Origin of the sequence: Hyphococcus sp. (assembly GCF_965267305.1) — a bacterium.
Taxonomy (GTDB): Bacteria; Pseudomonadota; Alphaproteobacteria; order Caulobacterales; family Parvularculaceae; genus Hyphococcus.
On sequence record NZ_OZ253945.1, the window covers coordinates 982,345 to 999,984 of the forward strand.

21 protein-coding genes are annotated in these 17,640 nt (G+C 60.6%); 12 read left to right on the plus strand and 9 right to left on the minus strand.

All coding sequences use genetic code 11. From position 1 onward, the window contains the following. Window positions 1-27: 27 nt before the first annotated feature. Window positions 28-1,200 (minus strand): FAD-dependent oxidoreductase, encoded by a 1,173-nt coding sequence (locus ACQY5P_RS04635; protein WP_428409679.1) that lies wholly within the window; start codon window positions 1,198-1,200, stop codon window positions 28-30. 319 nt (window positions 1,201-1,519) lie between these two features. After that, window positions 1,520-1,876: a hypothetical protein gene (locus ACQY5P_RS04640; protein WP_428409680.1), complete on the minus strand. Its 357-nt coding sequence runs from the start codon at window positions 1,874-1,876 to the stop codon at window positions 1,520-1,522. A 93-nt stretch (window positions 1,877-1,969) separates the two neighbouring features. On the opposite strand from ACQY5P_RS04640, the gene ACQY5P_RS04645 reads away from it, so the two are divergent. The 3 genes from ACQY5P_RS04645 to ACQY5P_RS04655 are packed head-to-tail and all read left to right on the plus strand — an operon-like array spanning window position 1,970 to window position 2,951. Next, a complete protein-coding gene (locus ACQY5P_RS04645) occupies window positions 1,970-2,500 on the plus strand; it encodes a hypothetical protein (protein WP_428409681.1) in 531 nt (176 codons plus the stop codon). Between the two features lie 15 nt (window positions 2,501-2,515). Beyond that, on the plus strand, window positions 2,516-2,740 hold the full coding sequence (locus tag ACQY5P_RS04650; RefSeq protein WP_428409682.1) for a helix-turn-helix domain-containing protein: 225 nt from the start codon (window positions 2,516-2,518) through the stop codon (window positions 2,738-2,740). Next, on the plus strand, window positions 2,727-2,951 hold the full coding sequence (locus ACQY5P_RS04655) for a hypothetical protein (protein ID WP_428409683.1): 225 nt from the start codon (window positions 2,727-2,729) through the stop codon (window positions 2,949-2,951). The genes ACQY5P_RS04650 and ACQY5P_RS04655 overlap by 14 nt, the downstream gene beginning before the upstream one ends. Here the strand turns inward: ACQY5P_RS04655 and ACQY5P_RS04660 are convergent. Beyond that, window positions 2,896-4,125, minus strand: a complete 1,230-nt coding sequence (locus ACQY5P_RS04660) for an acyltransferase family protein (RefSeq protein WP_428409684.1) — start codon at window positions 4,123-4,125, stop codon at window positions 2,896-2,898. The genes ACQY5P_RS04655 and ACQY5P_RS04660 overlap by 56 nt on opposite strands. Window positions 4,126-4,334: 209 nt before the next feature. Between ACQY5P_RS04660 and ACQY5P_RS04665 the strand changes: the two genes are divergently transcribed. Next, the gene (locus tag ACQY5P_RS04665) at window positions 4,335-5,198 is read left to right on the plus strand and encodes a LytR/AlgR family response regulator transcription factor (RefSeq protein ID WP_428409685.1); all 864 of its coding nucleotides are present in this window, start codon (window positions 4,335-4,337) and stop codon (window positions 5,196-5,198) included. Here ACQY5P_RS04665 and ACQY5P_RS04670 read toward each other — a convergent pair. Then, window positions 5,195-5,842 carry a hypothetical protein gene (locus ACQY5P_RS04670; RefSeq protein ID WP_428409686.1) on the minus strand — a complete coding sequence of 216 codons (648 nt, stop codon included), beginning with the start codon at window positions 5,840-5,842 and terminating at the stop codon, window positions 5,195-5,197. The genes ACQY5P_RS04665 and ACQY5P_RS04670 overlap by 4 nt on opposite strands. Window positions 5,843-6,390: 548 nt before the next feature. On the opposite strand from ACQY5P_RS04670, the gene ACQY5P_RS04675 reads away from it, so the two are divergent. Continuing rightward, window positions 6,391-6,864, plus strand: a complete 474-nt coding sequence (locus ACQY5P_RS04675; protein WP_428409687.1) for a LytR/AlgR family response regulator transcription factor — start codon at window positions 6,391-6,393, stop codon at window positions 6,862-6,864. 11 nt (window positions 6,865-6,875) lie between these two features. Here the strand turns inward: ACQY5P_RS04675 and ACQY5P_RS04680 are convergent, their stop codons facing one another. Beyond that, complete coding sequence (locus tag ACQY5P_RS04680) at window positions 6,876-7,334, minus strand: GatB/YqeY domain-containing protein (RefSeq protein ID WP_428409688.1); 459 nt, start codon at window positions 7,332-7,334, stop codon at window positions 6,876-6,878. Window positions 7,335-7,560: 226 nt separating this feature from the next. On the opposite strand from ACQY5P_RS04680, the gene carA reads away from it, so the two are divergent. The 6 genes from carA (at window position 7,561) to ACQY5P_RS04710 (ending at window position 11,446) form a co-directional block, all read left to right on the plus strand. Continuing rightward, window positions 7,561-8,733: a glutamine-hydrolyzing carbamoyl-phosphate synthase small subunit gene (carA, locus tag ACQY5P_RS04685; RefSeq protein WP_428409689.1), complete on the plus strand. Its 1,173-nt coding sequence runs from the start codon at window positions 7,561-7,563 to the stop codon at window positions 8,731-8,733. Window positions 8,734-8,798: 65 nt separating this feature from the next. After that, window positions 8,799-9,278, plus strand: a complete 480-nt coding sequence (locus tag ACQY5P_RS04690) for a hemerythrin domain-containing protein (protein WP_428409690.1) — start codon at window positions 8,799-8,801, stop codon at window positions 9,276-9,278. Between the two features lie 12 nt (window positions 9,279-9,290). Beyond that, a complete protein-coding gene (locus tag ACQY5P_RS04695; RefSeq protein WP_428409691.1) occupies window positions 9,291-9,533 on the plus strand; it encodes a hypothetical protein in 243 nt (80 codons plus the stop codon). An 83-nt stretch (window positions 9,534-9,616) separates the two neighbouring features. Continuing rightward, the gene (gene efp, locus ACQY5P_RS04700) at window positions 9,617-10,183 is read left to right on the plus strand and encodes an elongation factor P (RefSeq protein WP_428409692.1); all 567 of its coding nucleotides are present in this window, start codon (window positions 9,617-9,619) and stop codon (window positions 10,181-10,183) included. 73 nt (window positions 10,184-10,256) lie between these two features. Continuing rightward, complete coding sequence (locus ACQY5P_RS04705; protein ID WP_428409693.1) at window positions 10,257-10,676, plus strand: PaaI family thioesterase; 420 nt, start codon at window positions 10,257-10,259, stop codon at window positions 10,674-10,676. A gap of 38 nt (window positions 10,677-10,714) precedes the next feature. Next, complete coding sequence (locus ACQY5P_RS04710) at window positions 10,715-11,446, plus strand: MBL fold metallo-hydrolase (RefSeq protein ID WP_428409694.1); 732 nt, start codon at window positions 10,715-10,717, stop codon at window positions 11,444-11,446. Between the two features lie 144 nt (window positions 11,447-11,590). On the opposite strand, the gene ACQY5P_RS04715 is transcribed toward ACQY5P_RS04710, so the two are convergent. The 4 genes from ACQY5P_RS04715 to ACQY5P_RS04730 form a co-directional block, all read right to left on the minus strand. Then, on the minus strand, window positions 11,591-12,091 hold the full coding sequence (locus tag ACQY5P_RS04715; RefSeq protein WP_428409695.1) for a choice-of-anchor V domain-containing protein: 501 nt from the start codon (window positions 12,089-12,091) through the stop codon (window positions 11,591-11,593). Window positions 12,092-12,109: 18 nt separating this feature from the next. Continuing rightward, window positions 12,110-13,108, minus strand: coding sequence for a virginiamycin B lyase family protein (locus tag ACQY5P_RS04720; RefSeq protein ID WP_428409696.1), 999 nt, complete (start codon window positions 13,106-13,108; stop codon window positions 12,110-12,112). Between the two features lie 99 nt (window positions 13,109-13,207). Further along, complete coding sequence (locus tag ACQY5P_RS04725) at window positions 13,208-13,630, minus strand: SRPBCC family protein (protein WP_428409697.1); 423 nt, start codon at window positions 13,628-13,630, stop codon at window positions 13,208-13,210. Beyond that, window positions 13,627-13,959, minus strand: a complete 333-nt coding sequence (locus ACQY5P_RS04730; RefSeq protein WP_428409698.1) for an ArsR/SmtB family transcription factor — start codon at window positions 13,957-13,959, stop codon at window positions 13,627-13,629. Before ACQY5P_RS04730 ends, ACQY5P_RS04725 begins: the two co-directional genes overlap by 4 nt. A gap of 213 nt (window positions 13,960-14,172) precedes the next feature. On the opposite strand from ACQY5P_RS04730, the gene carB reads away from it, so the two are divergent. Then, a complete protein-coding gene (gene carB, locus ACQY5P_RS04735) occupies window positions 14,173-17,478 on the plus strand; it encodes a carbamoyl-phosphate synthase large subunit (RefSeq protein WP_428409699.1) in 3,306 nt (1,101 codons plus the stop codon). Window positions 17,479-17,640: the final 162 nt, after the last annotated feature.

Here is a 17,640-nt window from a genome sequence, read left to right on the forward strand (position 1 = left end):
TGCAAATCCCTGCTACGGCAAATCATGCTACTGCAATTCCTTGAGCGGGCGCCCCAAGGTTCCCGCCACCATCGCCGCCAGCAGCTTCGGCATGAACCAGAAGCGCGACAAAGGTTCGGCAAGCTTATCGCGCAGGGCCGGCAGGATTTTGGAATCCGACTGATAGACCGGCGTGAAGAGCCAGCTGATCGCTTGATAAAGCTTCACATGATTACGCCGCGTTTCGACAAAAGCTGCGAGCGCGGCGTCGACATCTTCATGGCGCTCCAGCGCTTTTGACAACGCCCACGCGTCGAGAAGCGCCATGTTGGCGCCCTGCCCCAATTGCGGGCTCGCCGCGTGCCAGCTGTCGCCGATATGAACGAGGCGCCCCTCGACCGGCGCCGCCGCCGTGTGATGCGCGTATGTCGCGAAGACGAACTGTTCGTGATCGATGAAATGGTCGAGCGCCGGCGCCGCTTCGGGCCAGAGCTTGAGCACCTTATCTTTCCAACGATGCAGCGGCGTCATCAGCCAGGCGTCGTAATGTTTCGCGCCAAGCGTCCAGAAAAAAGCCGCCTGCGTTTGCTCGCCCTCCATCATGGTTCCAATAGGCATGAGGCCTGCGGAGACATTTGCATCGCGATAGCGCTGTGACAGCGCATTGGCTGAAAACCCTTGCGAGACCGGAAAAGGCGCATTGCCCCACAAGGCGCCGTAACTCAGCCCGCAATTGTTGCGCTCGACAAAGGGCGTTCGCAGCCCGAGCGCATCGATCAGAAGATCGCAGGGCTCGCTTTTTTCGCCATCGGCGAAAACAAAGCGGCGGTTTTCCAAATCGGCGCCGATGACGGCGCGCCTCTGTTGGATTTCCGCGCCGGCATTCGCCGCCGCTTTATAAAGAATGCCAAACAGCGCTGCCCGGTGGATCGCAACGCCGAAGATATCGGAACCGAGCGCGTCATAGCGCACATCGAGAATCCTGCGCCCGTCTTCGGTTCGGCCGTCCAGCCGGTCGAGCCGTGCGCCGCGCGCGATCAGATCGTGACCGACCGCAAGAGCATGGAGGACAGCCTGTCCCGTCGGCTGCACGATCAGGCCGGACCCGACCGGCGCCGCCTGGGGCGCCTTGTCGTAAACGCAAACGCGGTGGCCTGCGCGAGCGAGAAACGCCGCCGCAGCAAGCCCCGCGATGCCCGCCCCCCCAATGGCGATCCTCATCACGCACTGCCTTGTCTTCCCCCTGCCGGCAACACCAACCTAATCCGTTGATTTTGTCGATAGGGGAATGCGTTCCAAAATGTGGAATAGTTGATTAAGGCAGCGCCGCCTTTAGACGTTTTGCGAATAGTTTTGTAAAAGAGCCTGATATGCCGCAATTCCATCCGCTTGCGGATCAATGGCGATCTTTTCTCAGAAAATGAGATAACGTTGTTATAACCAAACGCGACGGGCATGCCGGGCGAAGACAACAAACGGAAGGCTTTTGTTCCGCCTGGGAAAACTTATCGCCCAAGAATGGACAGCCTGCGGCTCCCCCTCAGCAGGGATATCTGCGCGCATAGTCTTCAAGAATGAGAGCGGCCGCCTCTTTGCTCCGATCTTCGGCTTTCGCGCGCTCTAGCACCGCCAGCAAGCCGTCCAGGGATTCCGAGCTGTTTGGCGGCGGGCAAAAGAGCGGCTTTTTCCCGGCGGCTTTCAACACTTCATTATATCCCATGGCGGTTTCGACCGCTCCCTGAAGATAAAATGTCAGCGCCATCCACTCGGCCCGTGCGGCGAACCCGCCGGCCCCTGCTCGCTGTTTGATCTCGAGCGCCTCCGCCGCCGAAAGCGACGCCGCCTTTACAGGCTGGATGAGCAGTAATGCGGCCAGAACAAAAACAGCGCGTTTCATGGGATCCTCCTTGCGGCGCAGCTCCATATTAAGGCTTGAATTGTATAAATTCAACTGATACTTTAATTTTTGAATTCAAAAGTGGGTATTCTTATGAATCATGCCAACCGTTTCATGCCGCGCCTGCTCGCCGGCCTCACCCTCGCCGCCTCGATCGCTTTGCCGCTCGCGGCCATGGGCGTCTGGCTGTTCTGGGACCAGCTTGCGCCCGCCTCCAACGATCCGGCGCTTCCTTATTACGATCCGGCGGCTCTTGGCGCTGGCGCACGCCTCGCCGGTTTTGCGCTGTTTCTTACCGGCGCGCTCACACAGGCTTATGGCCTTCTCGGCCTGCGCCAGACTTTCCTTGAAGCCGCGGCCGGCCGGGCCTTATCTCTTTTGTCGGTCTACGGCTTTCGCCGTTTCGCCTGGGTCAGCCTGTTCATGGCGGCGTTCGCCATCGTCCAGCGCACCGGGCTGATCGCCCTTCTCTCCGCCAGCGATCCCACAAAGCAGAACGCCCTGTCCATCCAGATCGGCACGCCCGAATTGAAGGCGATCTTCATGGGCCTCCTTCTCGTGTTCGTGGCGCAGGTCTTCGCTCAGGCAAAGGCCGCGAAAGACGAAAACGATGCGTTTGTTTAAAGGCTGCGAGGCGTCATGAAGATCATCGTCAATCTCGACGTCATGCTGGCCCGCAGAAAGATGCGGCTGAAAGAACTTGCGGCGGAAATCGGTCTCACCGAGCAGGCGCTTTCCATGATTAAAACCAACAAGGTCAAAGGCGTGCGTTTCGACACGCTCATCAAGCTTTGCGACGTGCTCGATTGCCAGCCGGGCGATCTTCTCGAATTCTCAAGGGAGGAAACCGATGACGAAAAATAGACGCCTATTCCTCGGCGTTTTATTCGCTGCTGTCGCAAGCGGCTGCTCGACCTTGAGCTTCGATGAGTCCGGGGAGCGCTGGCGCGACAATTACTGTCTTAAAGAACCGCTCGACCGCGCCTGCAAGGACCGCACGCCGCCTTATGGCGACAGCGTCACCTCTGCACCGGAGCAAGACGGGTCATGGCACGCCCCCGCAAAGCTTCCCTGATCCCGAAAAAGACGCGCAGCACAGGGATGCGGCGGAGGATTTCATAGCCGGCAACGCAGCCGCCGGCCGTCGCCGCCGTGACCCCTATGAACTCAGGCCAGGGCCCAAGCTGCAGTTGCGTCAGGTAATAGCCTGCCGTGACCGTGATCGTCTGATGCAGGATGTAATAACAGAAGATTGCGCCGGTGAGATATGTCAGCGTCTTTGACGGGCGATTGAGAAACCGCTGCGCAAGACCGAGCAGAAGCACGATGCAACTCCAGGCGTAAAGAATCATCAGCACCGCCACGAGCGGCGCGCTCACACCTTCAAACAGACCCACATAAAAATCGTTGTGCCAGGCGCGTAAATAAAGCCGCAATGCGCCGAGCCCGACGGCGATGAATGCGGCGATCGGCAGCGCCCTCTCCACAGACCGCCAGAAGCCGTCATGCTTGGCCGCGAAATAGCCGAGCATGAATATGGTGAAGCGGTGCGCGTGGTTCGCCCAGTCATTGACGAGATCGTGGGTCGTCGGAAAATGCGGGACCAGCGCCAGCTCGTAGATCACGAACGGGATAATGATGAGCAGCAACAGCCGGACCGGACCGCCCGCAACGGCGCTGAGCGCCTTCGCCCCCGCGCCTTCCGCAAACCGGCGCAAGAACGGCAGGACCGGCGCAATCAGAAGAATGTAAACGAGCAGGTAGACCACATACCAGAGATGGTTCCAGGTGGGCGTAGTCATTGGATAAAGCTGCTCGAGCTTCAGGTAATTTCCCCAGAAGGCGAGATAGCCAGGCTCTATCGCTCCGGCCTGGCGAAGTTCGTAATAGCTCTGCGGCGCGACGACGACGATCACTCCCATCAGGATGGGCAAGCCCAGCCGGTAAAGACGCGAGCCCGCAAAACCCCAGGACGAGGGCGACTTGTCTGTGGCGAAGCGCACCGCAACGCCGGAGATGAAAAACAGGAGCGCCAACCGCCAGGGATTGACCAGCAACATCAAGGGTTCGGCGCCGGGCCCGGCATAGACGCTTTTCACATGCCAGTCCCATGTCACATAGAACATGCCCACATGGTAAAAAATCAGGAGGCCAAAGGCGATGACGCGCAGCCAGTCGAGGTCGTAACGCCGCGCGTCCCGCCGCGCGGGAACACCCTCGAATGCGCCGGATGTATCTGCGATCGCCATGGGCCGTGTCCTTTCGGATCTGCTTCGTTCCCATCCCTGCAGGGCGGCGGCCGGAAGCGCCACCGGCAAGCCATGCATGGCGGCGCGGCGTGACAAACGGCCGGAAAAACAAGCTTTAAGGGACAAACGGCGGCGGCACGGGACGGTTTTTGGCGGTGCGCGTCGGCGAAGATTGCAGCGGCGCCGGAACGCGGCATAAGAATGCGGTCATGATGAAAGCCAACAGCGTCACCGAAAGCTCCGACCCGCGCCGCGAAGATGCGCGCGCCGACCGGTTGACCTTTATATGGGTCGCCGGCTTCTTCATCGCCTTTCTGATCGTCGACATCCTCTCCAGCATGACGGAGGTTGCGCGCTTCAGGCTCGACGTCGATCCCGCCAAAGTCGCGATCTACGAAATCTCAAGCGTCTTGGTCATTCTCACTCTTTATTGGTGGATAGCACGCGCTGTCACACTGGCGACGCCCGGCCAGCATGACTGGCGCTATGTAACCGCCATTCATGCTTTGGCTATTGTTGTTTTCTCCGCCATTCATATCGCCGCGATGGTCGCGATCAGGAAACTCGCGTTTTTGGCGGTTTACGGATACCCCTATATTTTTACTGATAGCCCTGCCCGCGAGTTCATCTACGAGTTCCGCAAGGATACTCTTACCTATTGTCTGATCGCGTTTTTCATCATCTTCGGCCGACAGTTGACGCAGCAGCGCCGCGAACTCGCCGCCGCCCGGGAAGATGCGAAGAAGTCTCACCGCCTCACCTTGAAATGCGGCGGGCGATCGGTTTTCGTCGCCGCCTCCGATGTCATCTGGGCAAAGTCCGCCTCGAACTATGTCGAGGTGAAAACTCCGACCGCGCAGCATCTTGCGCGGGCGACGCTGGGCGCCATCGAACGCCAGCTCAGCGACGCCGGGGCCAACGCCGCTCGAGTGCATCGGTCCTGGATCGTTAATCGCGATCACATATCCCGCATAGAACCCACCGGCGAAGGCGACGTGAAAATCGAGATGACCGACGGCGCTGTTATTCCGGGGAGCCGGCGGTACCGGGACCGCCTCCCGGTGGACGGCTAGAACTGGAAGACAACGCCGCCGGAAAATTCGAGCTGCCGGGAAGGTTCGGCGACCGGCTGGGAGAACTTGCCGCGCGCCGTTCCCACAGACACGCGCAGGTGAATGGGGCCAGAGATTTTCTTCTCGAGCCCGCCGCCGAAACGCAGCATTCCCTGCTTGTCGGTCTGGCTGAAGGCCGATCCCATGCTCACGATGTCGAGTTCGTAACTGCGCTCGACCTGGGACACATAGGTGAAGAAGAGGAGATCGTGTTTTTCGCTGGCGATAACGCCGATTTGCGCGCCGTAAAATATCTGGCTTGAGTTGCGCGCCTCCACCGACAGTTGCTGGGCGGGATCATCAATGGAAAGGCCACCATCCACCAGACCGTACCCGCCCTCAAGACCGAGGACCCAGCCGCCGATCTGTTTGCGGTAACCGGCGCTGAAAGAGCCCGCAATACGCTGGCGCTGTTCGAGCATATCCACGCCCCCAATCAGCGCTCCAGCGACCATGTCCTGGCGGCCCACATCCGCGGCAAGATATAAACCGTCAAAAGTCTTGCTTTCCGCCCCCGCAATCGCCGCCGGCGCCGCCGCCGCCGTCGACAGAACTACCGGCAGGATCAGCACAGCCAATGCGGCCGCGCGGTTTCTTAAGCTCATTTGGAACTCCCTCGTAAAACGCCTGGTCGCGAATGCGCCGGCGACGAAGGCTTAGGGCGCGGCGCGGCGCGCCGTCACCGCAATTGGGACGAAATGCAAACGGGCGGGATGAAAGATGAGCCGGATGACGAAATGCAGTCTTTGGGTGCGAACGCCGGCGCAGTATCCTTGTCCTCGATGCAAAACGCCCCTTCCCCTGAGGTCGCCGCTGACAGGCGCGCGGACAGGAACGCCTATCTGCTTGCGGGCGTGATGGCGCTAGCGTCGCTCGCGGTGCAGACCTACACCCGCATCGACGATGCCGACCGCATGCAGCTTGCGATTTCGGCTAGCGAGATCTTTCTTCTCGAGGCGACATCGCATCTGGCGATTTTATGCCTCTTGCCGCTATTTCCTTTCGTGTTGAACCGGGCGCCGCTTTCCCCCCTTCAGCGGCCACCGCGCTCTGGCATCTTGGCGGCGCCGCGGCGTTCTCGGCCATTCATATCTGCGCCATGTATGTCCTCAGGCTCGCGCTCGTCCCGCTACTGTTCGGGAGGCCTTATGAGATGAATCTGCTGCGGCCCGATAATTTCTTTTATGAATTCCAGAAAGACATTTTCACTTATGTGCTGTTGGTCTTCGCCTTTTCGGTGTTCCGGGCGCTCGGCCAACAGAAACTGGAGACTGAAGCCGCAAAGGCCTCCGCCCGTAAGGATCACAAAGTCACCCTGAAGTCCGGCGGGTCGAGTTTCATTGTCAACGCCGCCGACATCGTCAGCGCGCGCGCCGCCGGCAATTATGTGGAAGTGCAAACTGCAACCAAGACATTCCTGGCGAGGATGACCATTTCATCGCTGCAAACGCTGCTGGCGGAAGCCGGCGACGCGCATGTGCGCGCGCACCGGTCTTACCTGGTGAACCGGGACGATGTCCGCCAGATCACGCCTGGGGCCAATGGCGGCGTGAACATTCTCTTGTCGACGGGATTAACCGTGCCTGGCAGCCGGCGATATAGGGACCGGCTGCCCCACACAGAATAATGGCGCGATAGCTAGATCAAGCGCTCTTTCATGAGCTTGCCGGCGCGGCCGAAATCCATGGCGCCGCTATAGCGCTCTTTCAGGGCGCCCATGCACTTGCCCATGTCTTTAAGACCGGAGGCGTCATATTCCTTGATGACTTCCGCGACGGCGGATTTGATCTCGTCTTCGGAAAGCTGGCGCGGCAGGAATTCGCGGATGACCTCGATCTCCGCGCGCTCCTGTTCGGCAAGCTCCGGGCGTCCGCCCTTTTCGAAAGCGGCGGCGCTTTCCTCTCGCTGCTTCACCATCTTGGTGAGGATGGCGAGGATTTCTTCTTCCGTGGCGCCGTCGCAGCGGTCTTCCGCGCGGGCGGCGATATCCCGGTCTTTGATCGCGGCGTTGATGAGGCGCAGGGTCGCCACGCGAAGCTTCGCGTCCCCGGCTTTCATCGCGGCTTTAAGACCTGTGTCGATTTGCTCTCTGAGCATCTGATTCTCCATTGCCGGCAGGCTTACGAATTCAAAATTCGCGCCGCCGTTCCATGCCCCACCATAAGGTATTGATTCGTCTGGATAACTTCTGATTTATCCGTTGTTGACCCACCGGGTCCCTTCGCCTAGCTTCCGGCCAATTTGCGCGCGGGAGAGGGCCGCTAGTCGCCAGCGCCGCCGCGCCATCTTGCAATGCAACAAGGCTGCGAAGAGATAGTTATTCATGAAAATTAGTCAAGCACCCGCCAACCGCCCCACCGCCGCCCTGGTTTTGGCCGACGGAACAGTGATTTACGGAGAAGGCATCGGCGCCGCAGGTGAAGCGGTGGGCGAAGTCTGTTTCAATACGGCCATGACCGGCTATCAGGAAATTCTGACCGATCCCTCCTATGCGGGCCAGATCATCACCTTCACCTTCCCCCATATCGGGAATGTGGGCGTCAATTCCGAGGACGTCGAAAACGCCTCCCCCGCCTCGGCGACGGCCGCCCGCGGCGCGGTCTTCCGCGCGCTGGCGACGAGTCCGTCCAACTACCGCGCCCAGCTCGACCTCTCCGCCTGGATGCGCCGGCGCGGCATCATCGGCATCGCCGGGGTGGACACCCGCGCGCTGACCGCGCTCATCCGCGAGAGCGGCATGCCCCATGGCGTGATCGCCCATTCCTCCACCGGCCGGTTCGACATCGGCGCCTTGAAAAAACGCGCGGCGGAATGGGCCGGCCTTGAAGGCCGCGACCTCGCCAAAGACGTCTCCCCGGCGCAGGGTTACGCCTCGGAGGAAAAAGGTTGGGAGTGGAACAAGGGCTATCTCGCCCATGACGGTTCGGGCCCGCACATCGTCGTCATCGACTACGGCGTCAAACGCAACATCCTGCGCCGTCTCGCGAGTGAAGGCTGCCGCGTCAGCGTCGTTCCGGCGAAGGCGACATTCGAAGACATCATGGAAAAGAACCCGGCGGGCGTCGTTCTGTCGAACGGTCCTGGCGATCCGGCCGCGACCGGCGAATATTCCGTGCCGGTGATCCGTAAGCTGATCGACGCGCAAGTGCCGATCCTCGGCATCTGCCTCGGCCACCAAATGCTGGCGCTGGCCGCCGGCGCCAAGACCAAGAAAATGCCCCAGGGCCATCACGGTGCGAACCACCCGGTCAAGGATCTCAAAACCGGCAAGGTCGAAATCGTCTCCATGAATCACGGCTTCACCGTCGACGGTGACAACCTCCCCGACAATGTCGAGGAGACGCATATTTCCCTTTTCGACGGCACCAACACCGGCATCGCGCTCAAAAACGCACCCGCGTTCTCGGTGCAGTATCACCCCGAAGCCTCGCCCGGTCCGGAGGACAGCTTCTATATTTTCCGGCGGTTTCTCGACAGCCTCAAACAGGCGGCCTGACGAGTTGCCCGGAACCAAGCCTTAGGTCCGGTGTTTCCTGCCCGAACATGAGCCGGGAGACACCGATGAACATTTACGAACGCATCAAGCAAGACCATGACCACGCCCGCGAGGTCATGGAGAAGCTGAAAGAAACGACCGCCCGCGCCGAGAAAACGCGCCATAAACTGTTCGGCGAGTTCAAGCTCGACATGTGGGCGCATCACAAGGTCGAAGAAGCGGTCTTCTATTCCTATCTGCGCGACAACACGAAAATGAGCGACGATTCCTATGAGGCGCTCAACGAGCATCACGTCGCAAACGGACTTCTCGAGGAGCTCGACACCTTCCCCGTCGCCAGCGACGAATGGGGCGTCAAGTTCAAGGCGCTTTGCGAGCTGATGGAGCACCACATCGAAGAGGAAGAAGAAGACTTCTTCCCGAAAGCCAAAAAGCTGATCCCTTCGGAAGTCGCGGACCTCATGGGCAAGCGCTTCGACGCCCGCAAGAAAGTGGTGCTCGCGGCGATCATGCCGATCGACGAAGACGATCTGAAAGCGGCTTAACGGACGCTGACCGTGAACGCTCTCATTCAATGGACGGCGACGGTGCTCACCATCGTCGCCGCCAGCACCATCGCCGCCCATATCAGCCAGAAGGCGACGGGGATCGCCTTCATCATCTTCACGGTTTCGTCCCTGCTCTGGGTCGCTTTCGCGTCCATGGAGAGCGATCACGGCCTTCTCGTGACCAATCTCGTCCTCACCATTATCAATCTCACAGGGGTTTACCGCTATCTCATCCGGGGCAAACCGGCCTGATGCCCGCCTGCCGCTGCCCCCTCGCCAAAGCCGTCCCGTCCGGCTATAGACCCCGGCCAGTCTCGCGCCTTTAAGGGTCTTTTATGAAAATCGCCGGCAACGCCATCCGACCGGGCATGGTCCTCAGCTATAAGGACAAGCTAGTCGTCGTCGTCAAAACCGAACACCGGACGCCGGGGAACCTGCGCGCCTTCAACCAGGTGGAGATGCAGGACGTCGTCTCGGGCACCAAATACAATGACCGCTTTTCCGCTTCGGAAATGGTTGAGCGCGTCCGCCTCGAACAGAAGAATTACCAGTATCTCTATGACGAGGGCGACATGCTGGTGTTCATGGATTCCGAATCCTATGAGCAGATCCACATCACCCGCGATCTCGTCGGCGAACAGGCGGTGTTTCTCGAACCCAACATGACGGTCGAAATCGAAAGCCATGAGGGCCGGCCGCTGGGCGTCACCCTGCCCGAGACCGCCATCCGCGAAATCGCCGAGACCGAACCCACGGTGAAAGGCCAGACCGCGTCAAGCTCCTACAAGCCGGCGATCCTCGACAATGGCGTCCGGGTGATGATCCCGCCTTATCTTTCCGCCGGCGAGCGCATCGTCGTTTCCATCGCCGACCGCGAATATCGCGAGCGCGCGCGCGATTAAGGCCGCGGGCGATAAGCAGCATCAACTGCGCAAGACGCTGGCGCGGGACAGAACCCGCGGCTAGCGTTTCGCCATGCGCAGCGATCTCGCCGATACATTCGAAAAGCTCACCACCGCCCGCGGCTTCACCAAGGAGTCCGGCTTTCACGTCCGCGATTTCAAGGAAGGCTTCGTCGCCCTTGAGGTGAAGCCCAAGGAACAGCTGGTCCAGTTCATGGGCTATGTTCATGCGGGCGTCGTCACAGGTCTCGCCGATCACGCGGCCGGCGCCTGCTACGCTTCCGTTCTACCGGAAGGCAAGGCGTGCCTCACCATCGAACTGAAGATCAATTTCATGAAGCCCGCCCAAGGGGACATGCTGGTCGCGGAAGCGACCGCCCTCTCCCGCGGCGCCTCGATCGGCGTCGTCCGCTCCGACGTCTGGGCGGAAACCGGCGGCGACCGCGTGATGGTCGCGACGGCGCTGGTGACGCTGAAATCGATCAGTCTTTAATCTTGGCAATTGCCGCCCTCAGCGCTTAGGTAGGGACCATGAGCCAGTCCCAACCTCAACCGCCCTTCACCGTCCGCGTCGTGCCTGTGACGCCGTTCCAGCAGAACTGTTCGATCATTCGCGCCGCCAGCGGCAAGGCGGCGGTGGTCGATCCCGGCGGCGAGCCGGAAAAGATTTTGCAGGCTGCGAAAGATTTCGACGCCGAGATCGAACAGATCTGGATTACGCACGGCCATCTCGACCATGCGGGCGGCGCCATGGCGGTGAAGCGCGCGACCGGCGCGCCGATCATCGGTCCGCATAAGGAAGATACGTTCTGGCTCGATGAGATCGCCGATCATTGGGCGAAATACGGCCATCCCGGCATGGGCGAAAACTGCACGCCGGACCAGTGGCTCAACGACGGCGACGAGCTCGATCTTGAAGGCGTCAAGTTTCAGGTGGTGACGGCGCCCGGCCATACGCCGGGTCATGTGGTGCTTTACAACAAGGACGCGAATATCGCTTTCGTCGGCGATGTTTTGTTCGCGGGTTCAATCGGGCGCACGGATTTCCCGCGCGGCGATCATCAGACATTGATCGATTCCATCACGCAGAAACTCTGGCCTTTGGGCGACGTTCAGTTCGTGCCGGGGCATGGCCCCGTCTCGACTTTCAACCGCGAGCGCCAGTCAAATCCCTTCGTCGCAGACAGCGTCACCGGCTATGGCGGCGCGGCGACGAAACCGGCGAACGAGATGGATCAAAAGCTGTCGAAGCGGTGGCAGTGAAAACCTCTTCCCCCGCTTGCAGGGGAAGTACCGGCGAAGCCGGGGATGGGGGCTACCCCCCTCCGTCAGCTTCGCTGACACGTCGATTGGGGTTGGGGCCCCAATCGACCCCGTAAACGGGGGAGGAAAAGATCGCGCCAAATTTCAATCTTCCAGCCTGGTTGCAAAGGTCTTGAAATAAACCCTGTCCCCGAAAGACGACATGTCGCCATTGGCGCCGTTGACGGCGAAGTAAAAGACAATCTCGCCCTCTTCATCATCGGCTTCTTTCGGCGCCGTCCAGGTCACTGTCCAGCTCGCGCCTTCCCTCGCGGGCAAAGGCGCAGTCGAACGCACATCCTGTTCGTTCGCTTCCGTTCCCTTTTCCGCATGATGGAAAACGCCGGCGCTGGCGCTTAAGAGAAACCCGGCGATCTCTGCGCCGCCCGGCGCGAAAGCAAGCGTCAGCTCATAGGTCTCATCGGGAACGACCGTTTCCGGCAGACCGGCGAGCGACAAAAGCGCGGAATCCTCCTCCGGCTCAAAGTCGAAATGACAGGTGGCGCAGCTTTGCGCGCCGTTGAGATCGTCGGCGCCCCAGGGCGCCCCTTCGGGATAAGCGAGCGCCGCCTCCGTCAAAACGGCGGCCACACAGGCTAAGCTCAAAAAGGATTTCATGGCCGTCTAGTCCGTCACCGGCGGCTCGACGACGGCGCGGCCCACATAGTTCGTATCCGTGCCGAACCAGACGGCGCCTGACGGCTCATGATAGTGCATGTGACGGATGACGCCGCCGCCTGACGGCACCTGCGTCTGCGAGAAGAATTCCTCCGTCTTCGGATCAAAACCGACAAAGACATTGGGCTCGACGCCGGTGGCAACCAGCCAGATGCGGCCTTTCGCATCGGACGCCATGCCATAGGGGCGTGCATTCTCGCCTTGCGGCATCGCCCATTCTTTAAACTTTTTCGTTTTCGGATTGTAGACGCCGAGCATGCCCTTGGCGTAGTCGCCATACCAGACGCGGCCATCGCTCGTCACTTCGAGACGGCGCGGGCGCGCCTCTTCGCGCGGCAGATCGATTTCGGTCAGCTCCAGCGTTTCCGGGTTGACATGCGCGAGCTTGTTCGTGCCGAAAAGATCGACCCAGACCGATCCATCCGGCGCCATCTTGATCCCGTAAGGACGCGAGCGCTCGGTCTTTGACGGAATAAGATCGACGTTGTGGTTTTCGATGTTGAGCCGGCCCATGAAATTGCCGCCCTGCACCGTGAACCAGATGTTCTTCTCGCCCTCGTCGAAGATCAGCGTATGCGGATCGCGCGCCGCTTCATCGGGCATCGCAATTTCTTCGATCTCTTTCGTCTTCGGATCGAAGCGGCCGATGACGCCCGTTCGATTGCCGGCGTACCAGACAATGCCGTCCTCGCCGACGATAAGATTATGCGGGCCTTCGCCTTCGGGCAGGTCGATTTTGTAGATGTCGCCGGTCTCGGTGTTGAGATTGGCGAGATAGCCGGTGCGCTGGCCCACGAACCAGACGGAGGTCGCGCTTTCCGCGAAAGGATCGCGCGGACGCGAGTCTTCGTAAGGCACTTTCCATTCGCGGATATCGACGGTTTCCGCAGCCATGACGGGCGACAGGAGCGCACATAGCGCGGCGGCGGCTTTGACAAGCTTCATTTTTTCCTCCCAGCCTCCCCCGGCGATTGATGGCGCATACATACCACGCGCCGCACCGGGGAAGGCCAGAGGCGAGATAAAACTTTCGTTAGTTTGCGCCTAGTTCGCCACCCGGCGAAGGCGGCCAAGAAACTCGTCCCAGCCCTTGTCGTGTTCAGCGGCGAGGGTGAAGGCGTCGTCGCCCACACGCTCCCAGCCTTCGTGCACGAGCGTCAGCACCGTGCCGCCTTTCACCGCCTCCAGCGTCCAGGTGCAGGTCGAATCGACGCCCTTGAACGCGTCATGTGCGAAAGTGTGGACAAGCCGTTCAGGCTTTTTCATCTCCAGAACCTGACCCCAGCACACTTTTTCGCCTTCTTTTCCATAGGAATTCGTTTCCAGGACATAATCGCCGCCTTCCGCAAGATCTTCCCGGCCGCGCATGAACCAAAGCGCAAGCTGGTCCGCTTCGGTGAGGAATTTCCACACATGCTCCGGCGGGGCCTTCAGAAACAGGGTTTTGACGATTTTCATTTTGGTCATGATGTTTTCTCCACAACTTCCTTGAGTTTCGCGAGACGGTCGTCCCAGAACCGGTCGAAATGATTGAGCCAGTCGGCGGCGGTTTTGAGCGCGTCCGGGTTGAGGCGGTTGATGCGCTCGCGCCCTTTGGTTTCGACGGCGATGACCCCGCCTTCCTTCAGGATGGCGAGGTGTTTCGCGACGGCGGGGCGCGTCATCTCGAATTCCACAGCGATATCGCCGATGGCGCGGGGGCCGTTCGCGAGCATGGAGACGATCGCCCGCCGCGTCGGGTCGGCAAGCGCCCGGAAGACGGGTTGTGCGGGGTCGGTGCGCATAGAAGCAGGCATGGGGGCGGCCTCAACGTAAAACCTTATGGTTTCACTTTATATGAAACCTTTTGGTATCATGTCAAGCGCGAAATTCCTCGTCTTCCGCCCTTCCCCTTGCCGTCATCATCCCCTAAGACAGCGCTTTAACCGACAATCGATTCTTTCATTCCCGCGCGCGTGCGGCCGCTGTCATGGCTCGCCCGCTGGTGCGGGGTTGCGCGCGAGTAAAGCATGCCGAAACGCACCGACATTTCCTCCATTCTCATCATTGGCGCCGGACCTATTGTCATTGGTCAGGCCTGCGAGTTCGACTATTCCGGGGTGCAGGCGGTGAAAGCACTGAAGGAGGAAGGCTACCGGGTCATCCTCGTCAATTCGAACCCGGCGACGATTATGACCGACCCGGAGCTTGCGGATGCGACTTACGTCGAACCGATCACGCCGGAATTCGTCGAAAAAGTCATTGCAAAGGAACGCCCCGACGCATTGCTGCCGACCATGGGCGGCCAGACGGCGCTGAACTGCGCCCTCGATCTCGAACAGGCGGGCGTTCTCGAAAAATACAATGTGGAGATGATCGGGGCCCGCGCCGACGTCATCGAGAAAGCGGAAGACCGCGAAAAATTCCGCGTCGCCATGGAAAAGATCGGGCTCGAAAATCCGCGCTCGGCCATCGCCGCCTCGCCCGCGATCAAAAACGACGCCGGCAAGACCATCGGTTACGACCGCGCATCGGGCGTCGCCAATGCGATGAAACATATTGACGACATCGGATTGCCCGCGATCATCCGCCCGGCCTTCACGCTTGGCGGCACCGGCGGCGGCGTCGCCTATAACCGCGAAGAATTCGAACATTACGTCCGTACAGGGATTGAAGCCTCGCCCGTCGGACAGGTGCTGATTGACGAAAGTCTTCTCGGCTGGAAAGAATTCGAGATGGAGGTTGTGCGCGACAAGGCGGACAACTGCATCATCGTCTGCTCTATTGAAAACGTGGACCCCATGGGCGTTCACACCGGCGACTCCATCACCGTGGCGCCGGCGCTAACGCTCACCGACAAAGAATTCCAGATCATGCGCAACGCCTCCATCGCGGTGATGCGGGAGATCGGCGTCGAAACCGGCGGATCGAACGTCCAGTTCGCGGTGAATCCGGACAATGGCCGCCTCGTCGTCATCGAGATGAACCCGCGCGTCTCGCGCTCCTCCGCCCTCGCCTCAAAAGCGACAGGCTTTCCCATCGCGCGCGTCGCGGCGAAACTCGCCGTCGGCTACACGCTCGACGAACTCGACAACGACATCACCGGCGCGACGCCGGCGGCGTTCGAGCCGACGATTGACTACGTCGTCACCAAAATCCCGCGCTTCGCCTTCGAGAAATTCCCCGGCGCCGAGCCGACGCTGTCGACCGCAATGAAATCCGTGGGCGAAGCCATGGCCATCGGCCGATCCTTCGCCGAATCCATGCAGAAGGCGCTGCGCTCCCTCGAAACCGGACTTTGCGGCCTCGACCCAATCCATATTCCGGGCCTTGGCGAAGGCGACGACGCCAACGCTTTCCGGGCGGCCCTCGCCGCGCCGACGCCGGACCGCTTGCGCGTGACGGCCCAGGCTTTCCGCCACGAACTGCCGCTCGAACAGATCCGGTCGATCACCCAATACGACCCGTGGTTCCTGGAACAGATCGCCGGCATCGTCGAAGCCGAAAGATTGATTGAGCGCGACGGCCTTCCCGACGACCCGGAAGCGCTCCGCCGTCTCAAAGCCATGGGCTTTTCCGACAAGCGCCTCGCCCAGCTCTGCGACGCCACGGAAAAACAGGTGCGCACTTTCCGGCGCGCGCGACATGTCCATCCCGTCTTCAAGCGCATCGACACCTGCGCCGCAGAATTCGCGGCGAAGACGCCTTACATGTATTCCGCCTACGAACCGTCTTTCGCGGGCGCGCCGGCCTGCGAATCCAATCCATCGGACCGGAAGAAGGTTATCATCCTCGGCGGCGGGCCGAACCGCATCGGCCAGGGCATCGAGTTCGACTATTGCTGCTGTCACGCCGCCTTTGCGCTCGCCGATATCGGCGTCGAGTCGATCATGGTGAACTGCAATCCGGAAACGGTTTCGACCGATTACGACACGTCGGACCGTCTTTATTTCGAGCCGCTGACCGCCGAAGACGTTCTCGAAATCGTCGCGAAGGAACAGGAGAAGGGCGACCTTCTCGGCGTCATCGTGCAATATGGCGGACAGACGCCCTTGAAACTCGCCGGGGTTCTTGAAAGCGAAGGCGTTCCCCTTCTCGGCACGCCCTATGACGCCATCGACCTCGCCGAAGATCGCGAGCGGTTCCAGAAGCTGGTGCAGAAACTCGGTTTCGTGCAGCCGAAAAACGCCACGGCGCCGAGCCGCGAAGTCGCCGCCGCTGTCGCCGAAGAAGTCGGTTATCCTCTGGTGACGCGGCCTTCCTATGTGCTTGGCGGCCGCGCCATGGAGATCGTGCGCGACAAGGCGGGGCTCGCCCATTATCTCGCGACGGCGCAGATCGAAATCAACGAAGACGAACCGTTGCTCCTCGATCATTATTTGCAGAACGCGGTCGAGGTCGATGTGGACGCGATCTGCGACGGCGAAGAGGTCTTCATCGCCGGCGTCATGGAGCATATCGAGGAAGCGGGCATCCATTCCGGCGACAGCGCCTGCTCCTTGCCGCCCTACACGCTTTCCGAAAAACTGGTCGGGGAATTGAAAGACCAGACGAAGCGCATGGCGCTCGAACTCGGCGTCGTCGGCCTGATGAACGTGCAGTACGCCATCAAAGATGACGTCATCTATCTTCTCGAGGTTAACCCGCGCGCCTCGCGCACCGTGCCGTTCGTCGCGAAGGCTGTCGGTCTTCCCGTGGCGCGCATCGCCGCGAAAGTGATGGCTGGCGCGAAGATCAAGGACCTCGATCTGAAATGGCCGGAGTTCACCCATGTGGCGGTGAAGGAAGTGGTCTTCCCCTTCTCGCGCTTCCCCGGCGTCGATACGGTGCTGGGCCCAGAGATGCGCTCCACCGGCGAAGTCATGGGCATCGACGTCAATTTCGACAAGGCGCGCGCGAAGAGCCTCATCGCCGCCGGCGCGCGCATTCCCATGAAGGGCTGCGTGTTCGTGTCGCTCAAGGATTCCGACAAGGCGCAGATGGTGAACGCCGCGCGCAAGCTCCTCGACATGGGCTTTTCCATCATCGCGACGGGCGGCACGGCGGATTATCTCAAAGCCCAGGGCCTCAACGTCTCGCGCGTCAACAAGGTGCTCGAAGGCCGGCCGCATATCGTCGACGCCCTCAAGAATGGCGAGGTGCACATGGTCTTCAACACCACCGAGGGCGCGCAATCGATCAAGGACTCGCGCTCGATCCGCACCACATCGCTCGCCCAGAAAATCCCCTGCATCACCACGGCTGCGGGCGCGCGGGCCGCGGTCCGCGCCATCGAGGCGATGCGGGCCGGCGATCTCGAGGTGGCGCCGCTGCAGGCCTACTTCGCGAAGATGTAGAATATCTATTACATTTCAATAAGTTGGGGCGAGTTCGGCCGGAATCCCCTTGAATCTTAGGACATTCAGGCTTAAATAGCCGGTCCGAAAATGAGCGACGGCCCGGCGAGACCCGCCCGGCCGCGCTATTTTTTTCGCTTAACCGTCAAGGCGGGGCCAATC

Coding starts and splice junctions, on each gene's coding strand:
- ACQY5P_RS04635 (WP_428409679.1), bottom strand. CDS start 1,200: ATGAGGATCGCCATTGGGGGGGCGGGCATCGCGGGGCTTGCTGCGGCG.
- ACQY5P_RS04640 (WP_428409680.1), bottom strand. CDS start 1,876: ATGAAACGCGCTGTTTTTGTTCTGGCCGCATTACTGCTCATCCAGCCT.
- ACQY5P_RS04645 (WP_428409681.1), top strand. CDS start 1,970: ATGAATCATGCCAACCGTTTCATGCCGCGCCTGCTCGCCGGCCTCACC.
- ACQY5P_RS04650 (WP_428409682.1), top strand. CDS start 2,516: ATGAAGATCATCGTCAATCTCGACGTCATGCTGGCCCGCAGAAAGATG.
- ACQY5P_RS04655 (WP_428409683.1), top strand. CDS start 2,727: ATGACGAAAAATAGACGCCTATTCCTCGGCGTTTTATTCGCTGCTGTC.
- ACQY5P_RS04660 (WP_428409684.1), bottom strand. CDS start 4,125: ATGGCGATCGCAGATACATCCGGCGCATTCGAGGGTGTTCCCGCGCGG.
- ACQY5P_RS04665 (WP_428409685.1), top strand. CDS start 4,335: ATGATGAAAGCCAACAGCGTCACCGAAAGCTCCGACCCGCGCCGCGAA.
- ACQY5P_RS04670 (WP_428409686.1), bottom strand. CDS start 5,842: ATGAGCTTAAGAAACCGCGCGGCCGCATTGGCTGTGCTGATCCTGCCG.
- ACQY5P_RS04675 (WP_428409687.1), top strand. CDS start 6,391: ATGAATCTGCTGCGGCCCGATAATTTCTTTTATGAATTCCAGAAAGAC.
- ACQY5P_RS04680 (WP_428409688.1), bottom strand. CDS start 7,334: ATGCTCAGAGAGCAAATCGACACAGGTCTTAAAGCCGCGATGAAAGCC.
- carA (WP_428409689.1), top strand. CDS start 7,561: ATGAAAATTAGTCAAGCACCCGCCAACCGCCCCACCGCCGCCCTGGTT.
- ACQY5P_RS04690 (WP_428409690.1), top strand. CDS start 8,799: ATGAACATTTACGAACGCATCAAGCAAGACCATGACCACGCCCGCGAG.
- efp (WP_428409692.1), top strand. CDS start 9,617: ATGAAAATCGCCGGCAACGCCATCCGACCGGGCATGGTCCTCAGCTAT.
- ACQY5P_RS04705 (WP_428409693.1), top strand. CDS start 10,257: ATGCGCAGCGATCTCGCCGATACATTCGAAAAGCTCACCACCGCCCGC.
- ACQY5P_RS04710 (WP_428409694.1), top strand. CDS start 10,715: ATGAGCCAGTCCCAACCTCAACCGCCCTTCACCGTCCGCGTCGTGCCT.
- ACQY5P_RS04720 (WP_428409696.1), bottom strand. CDS start 13,108: ATGAAGCTTGTCAAAGCCGCCGCCGCGCTATGTGCGCTCCTGTCGCCC.
- ACQY5P_RS04725 (WP_428409697.1), bottom strand. CDS start 13,630: ATGACCAAAATGAAAATCGTCAAAACCCTGTTTCTGAAGGCCCCGCCG.
- ACQY5P_RS04730 (WP_428409698.1), bottom strand. CDS start 13,959: ATGCCTGCTTCTATGCGCACCGACCCCGCACAACCCGTCTTCCGGGCG.
- carB (WP_428409699.1), top strand. CDS start 14,173: ATGCCGAAACGCACCGACATTTCCTCCATTCTCATCATTGGCGCCGGA.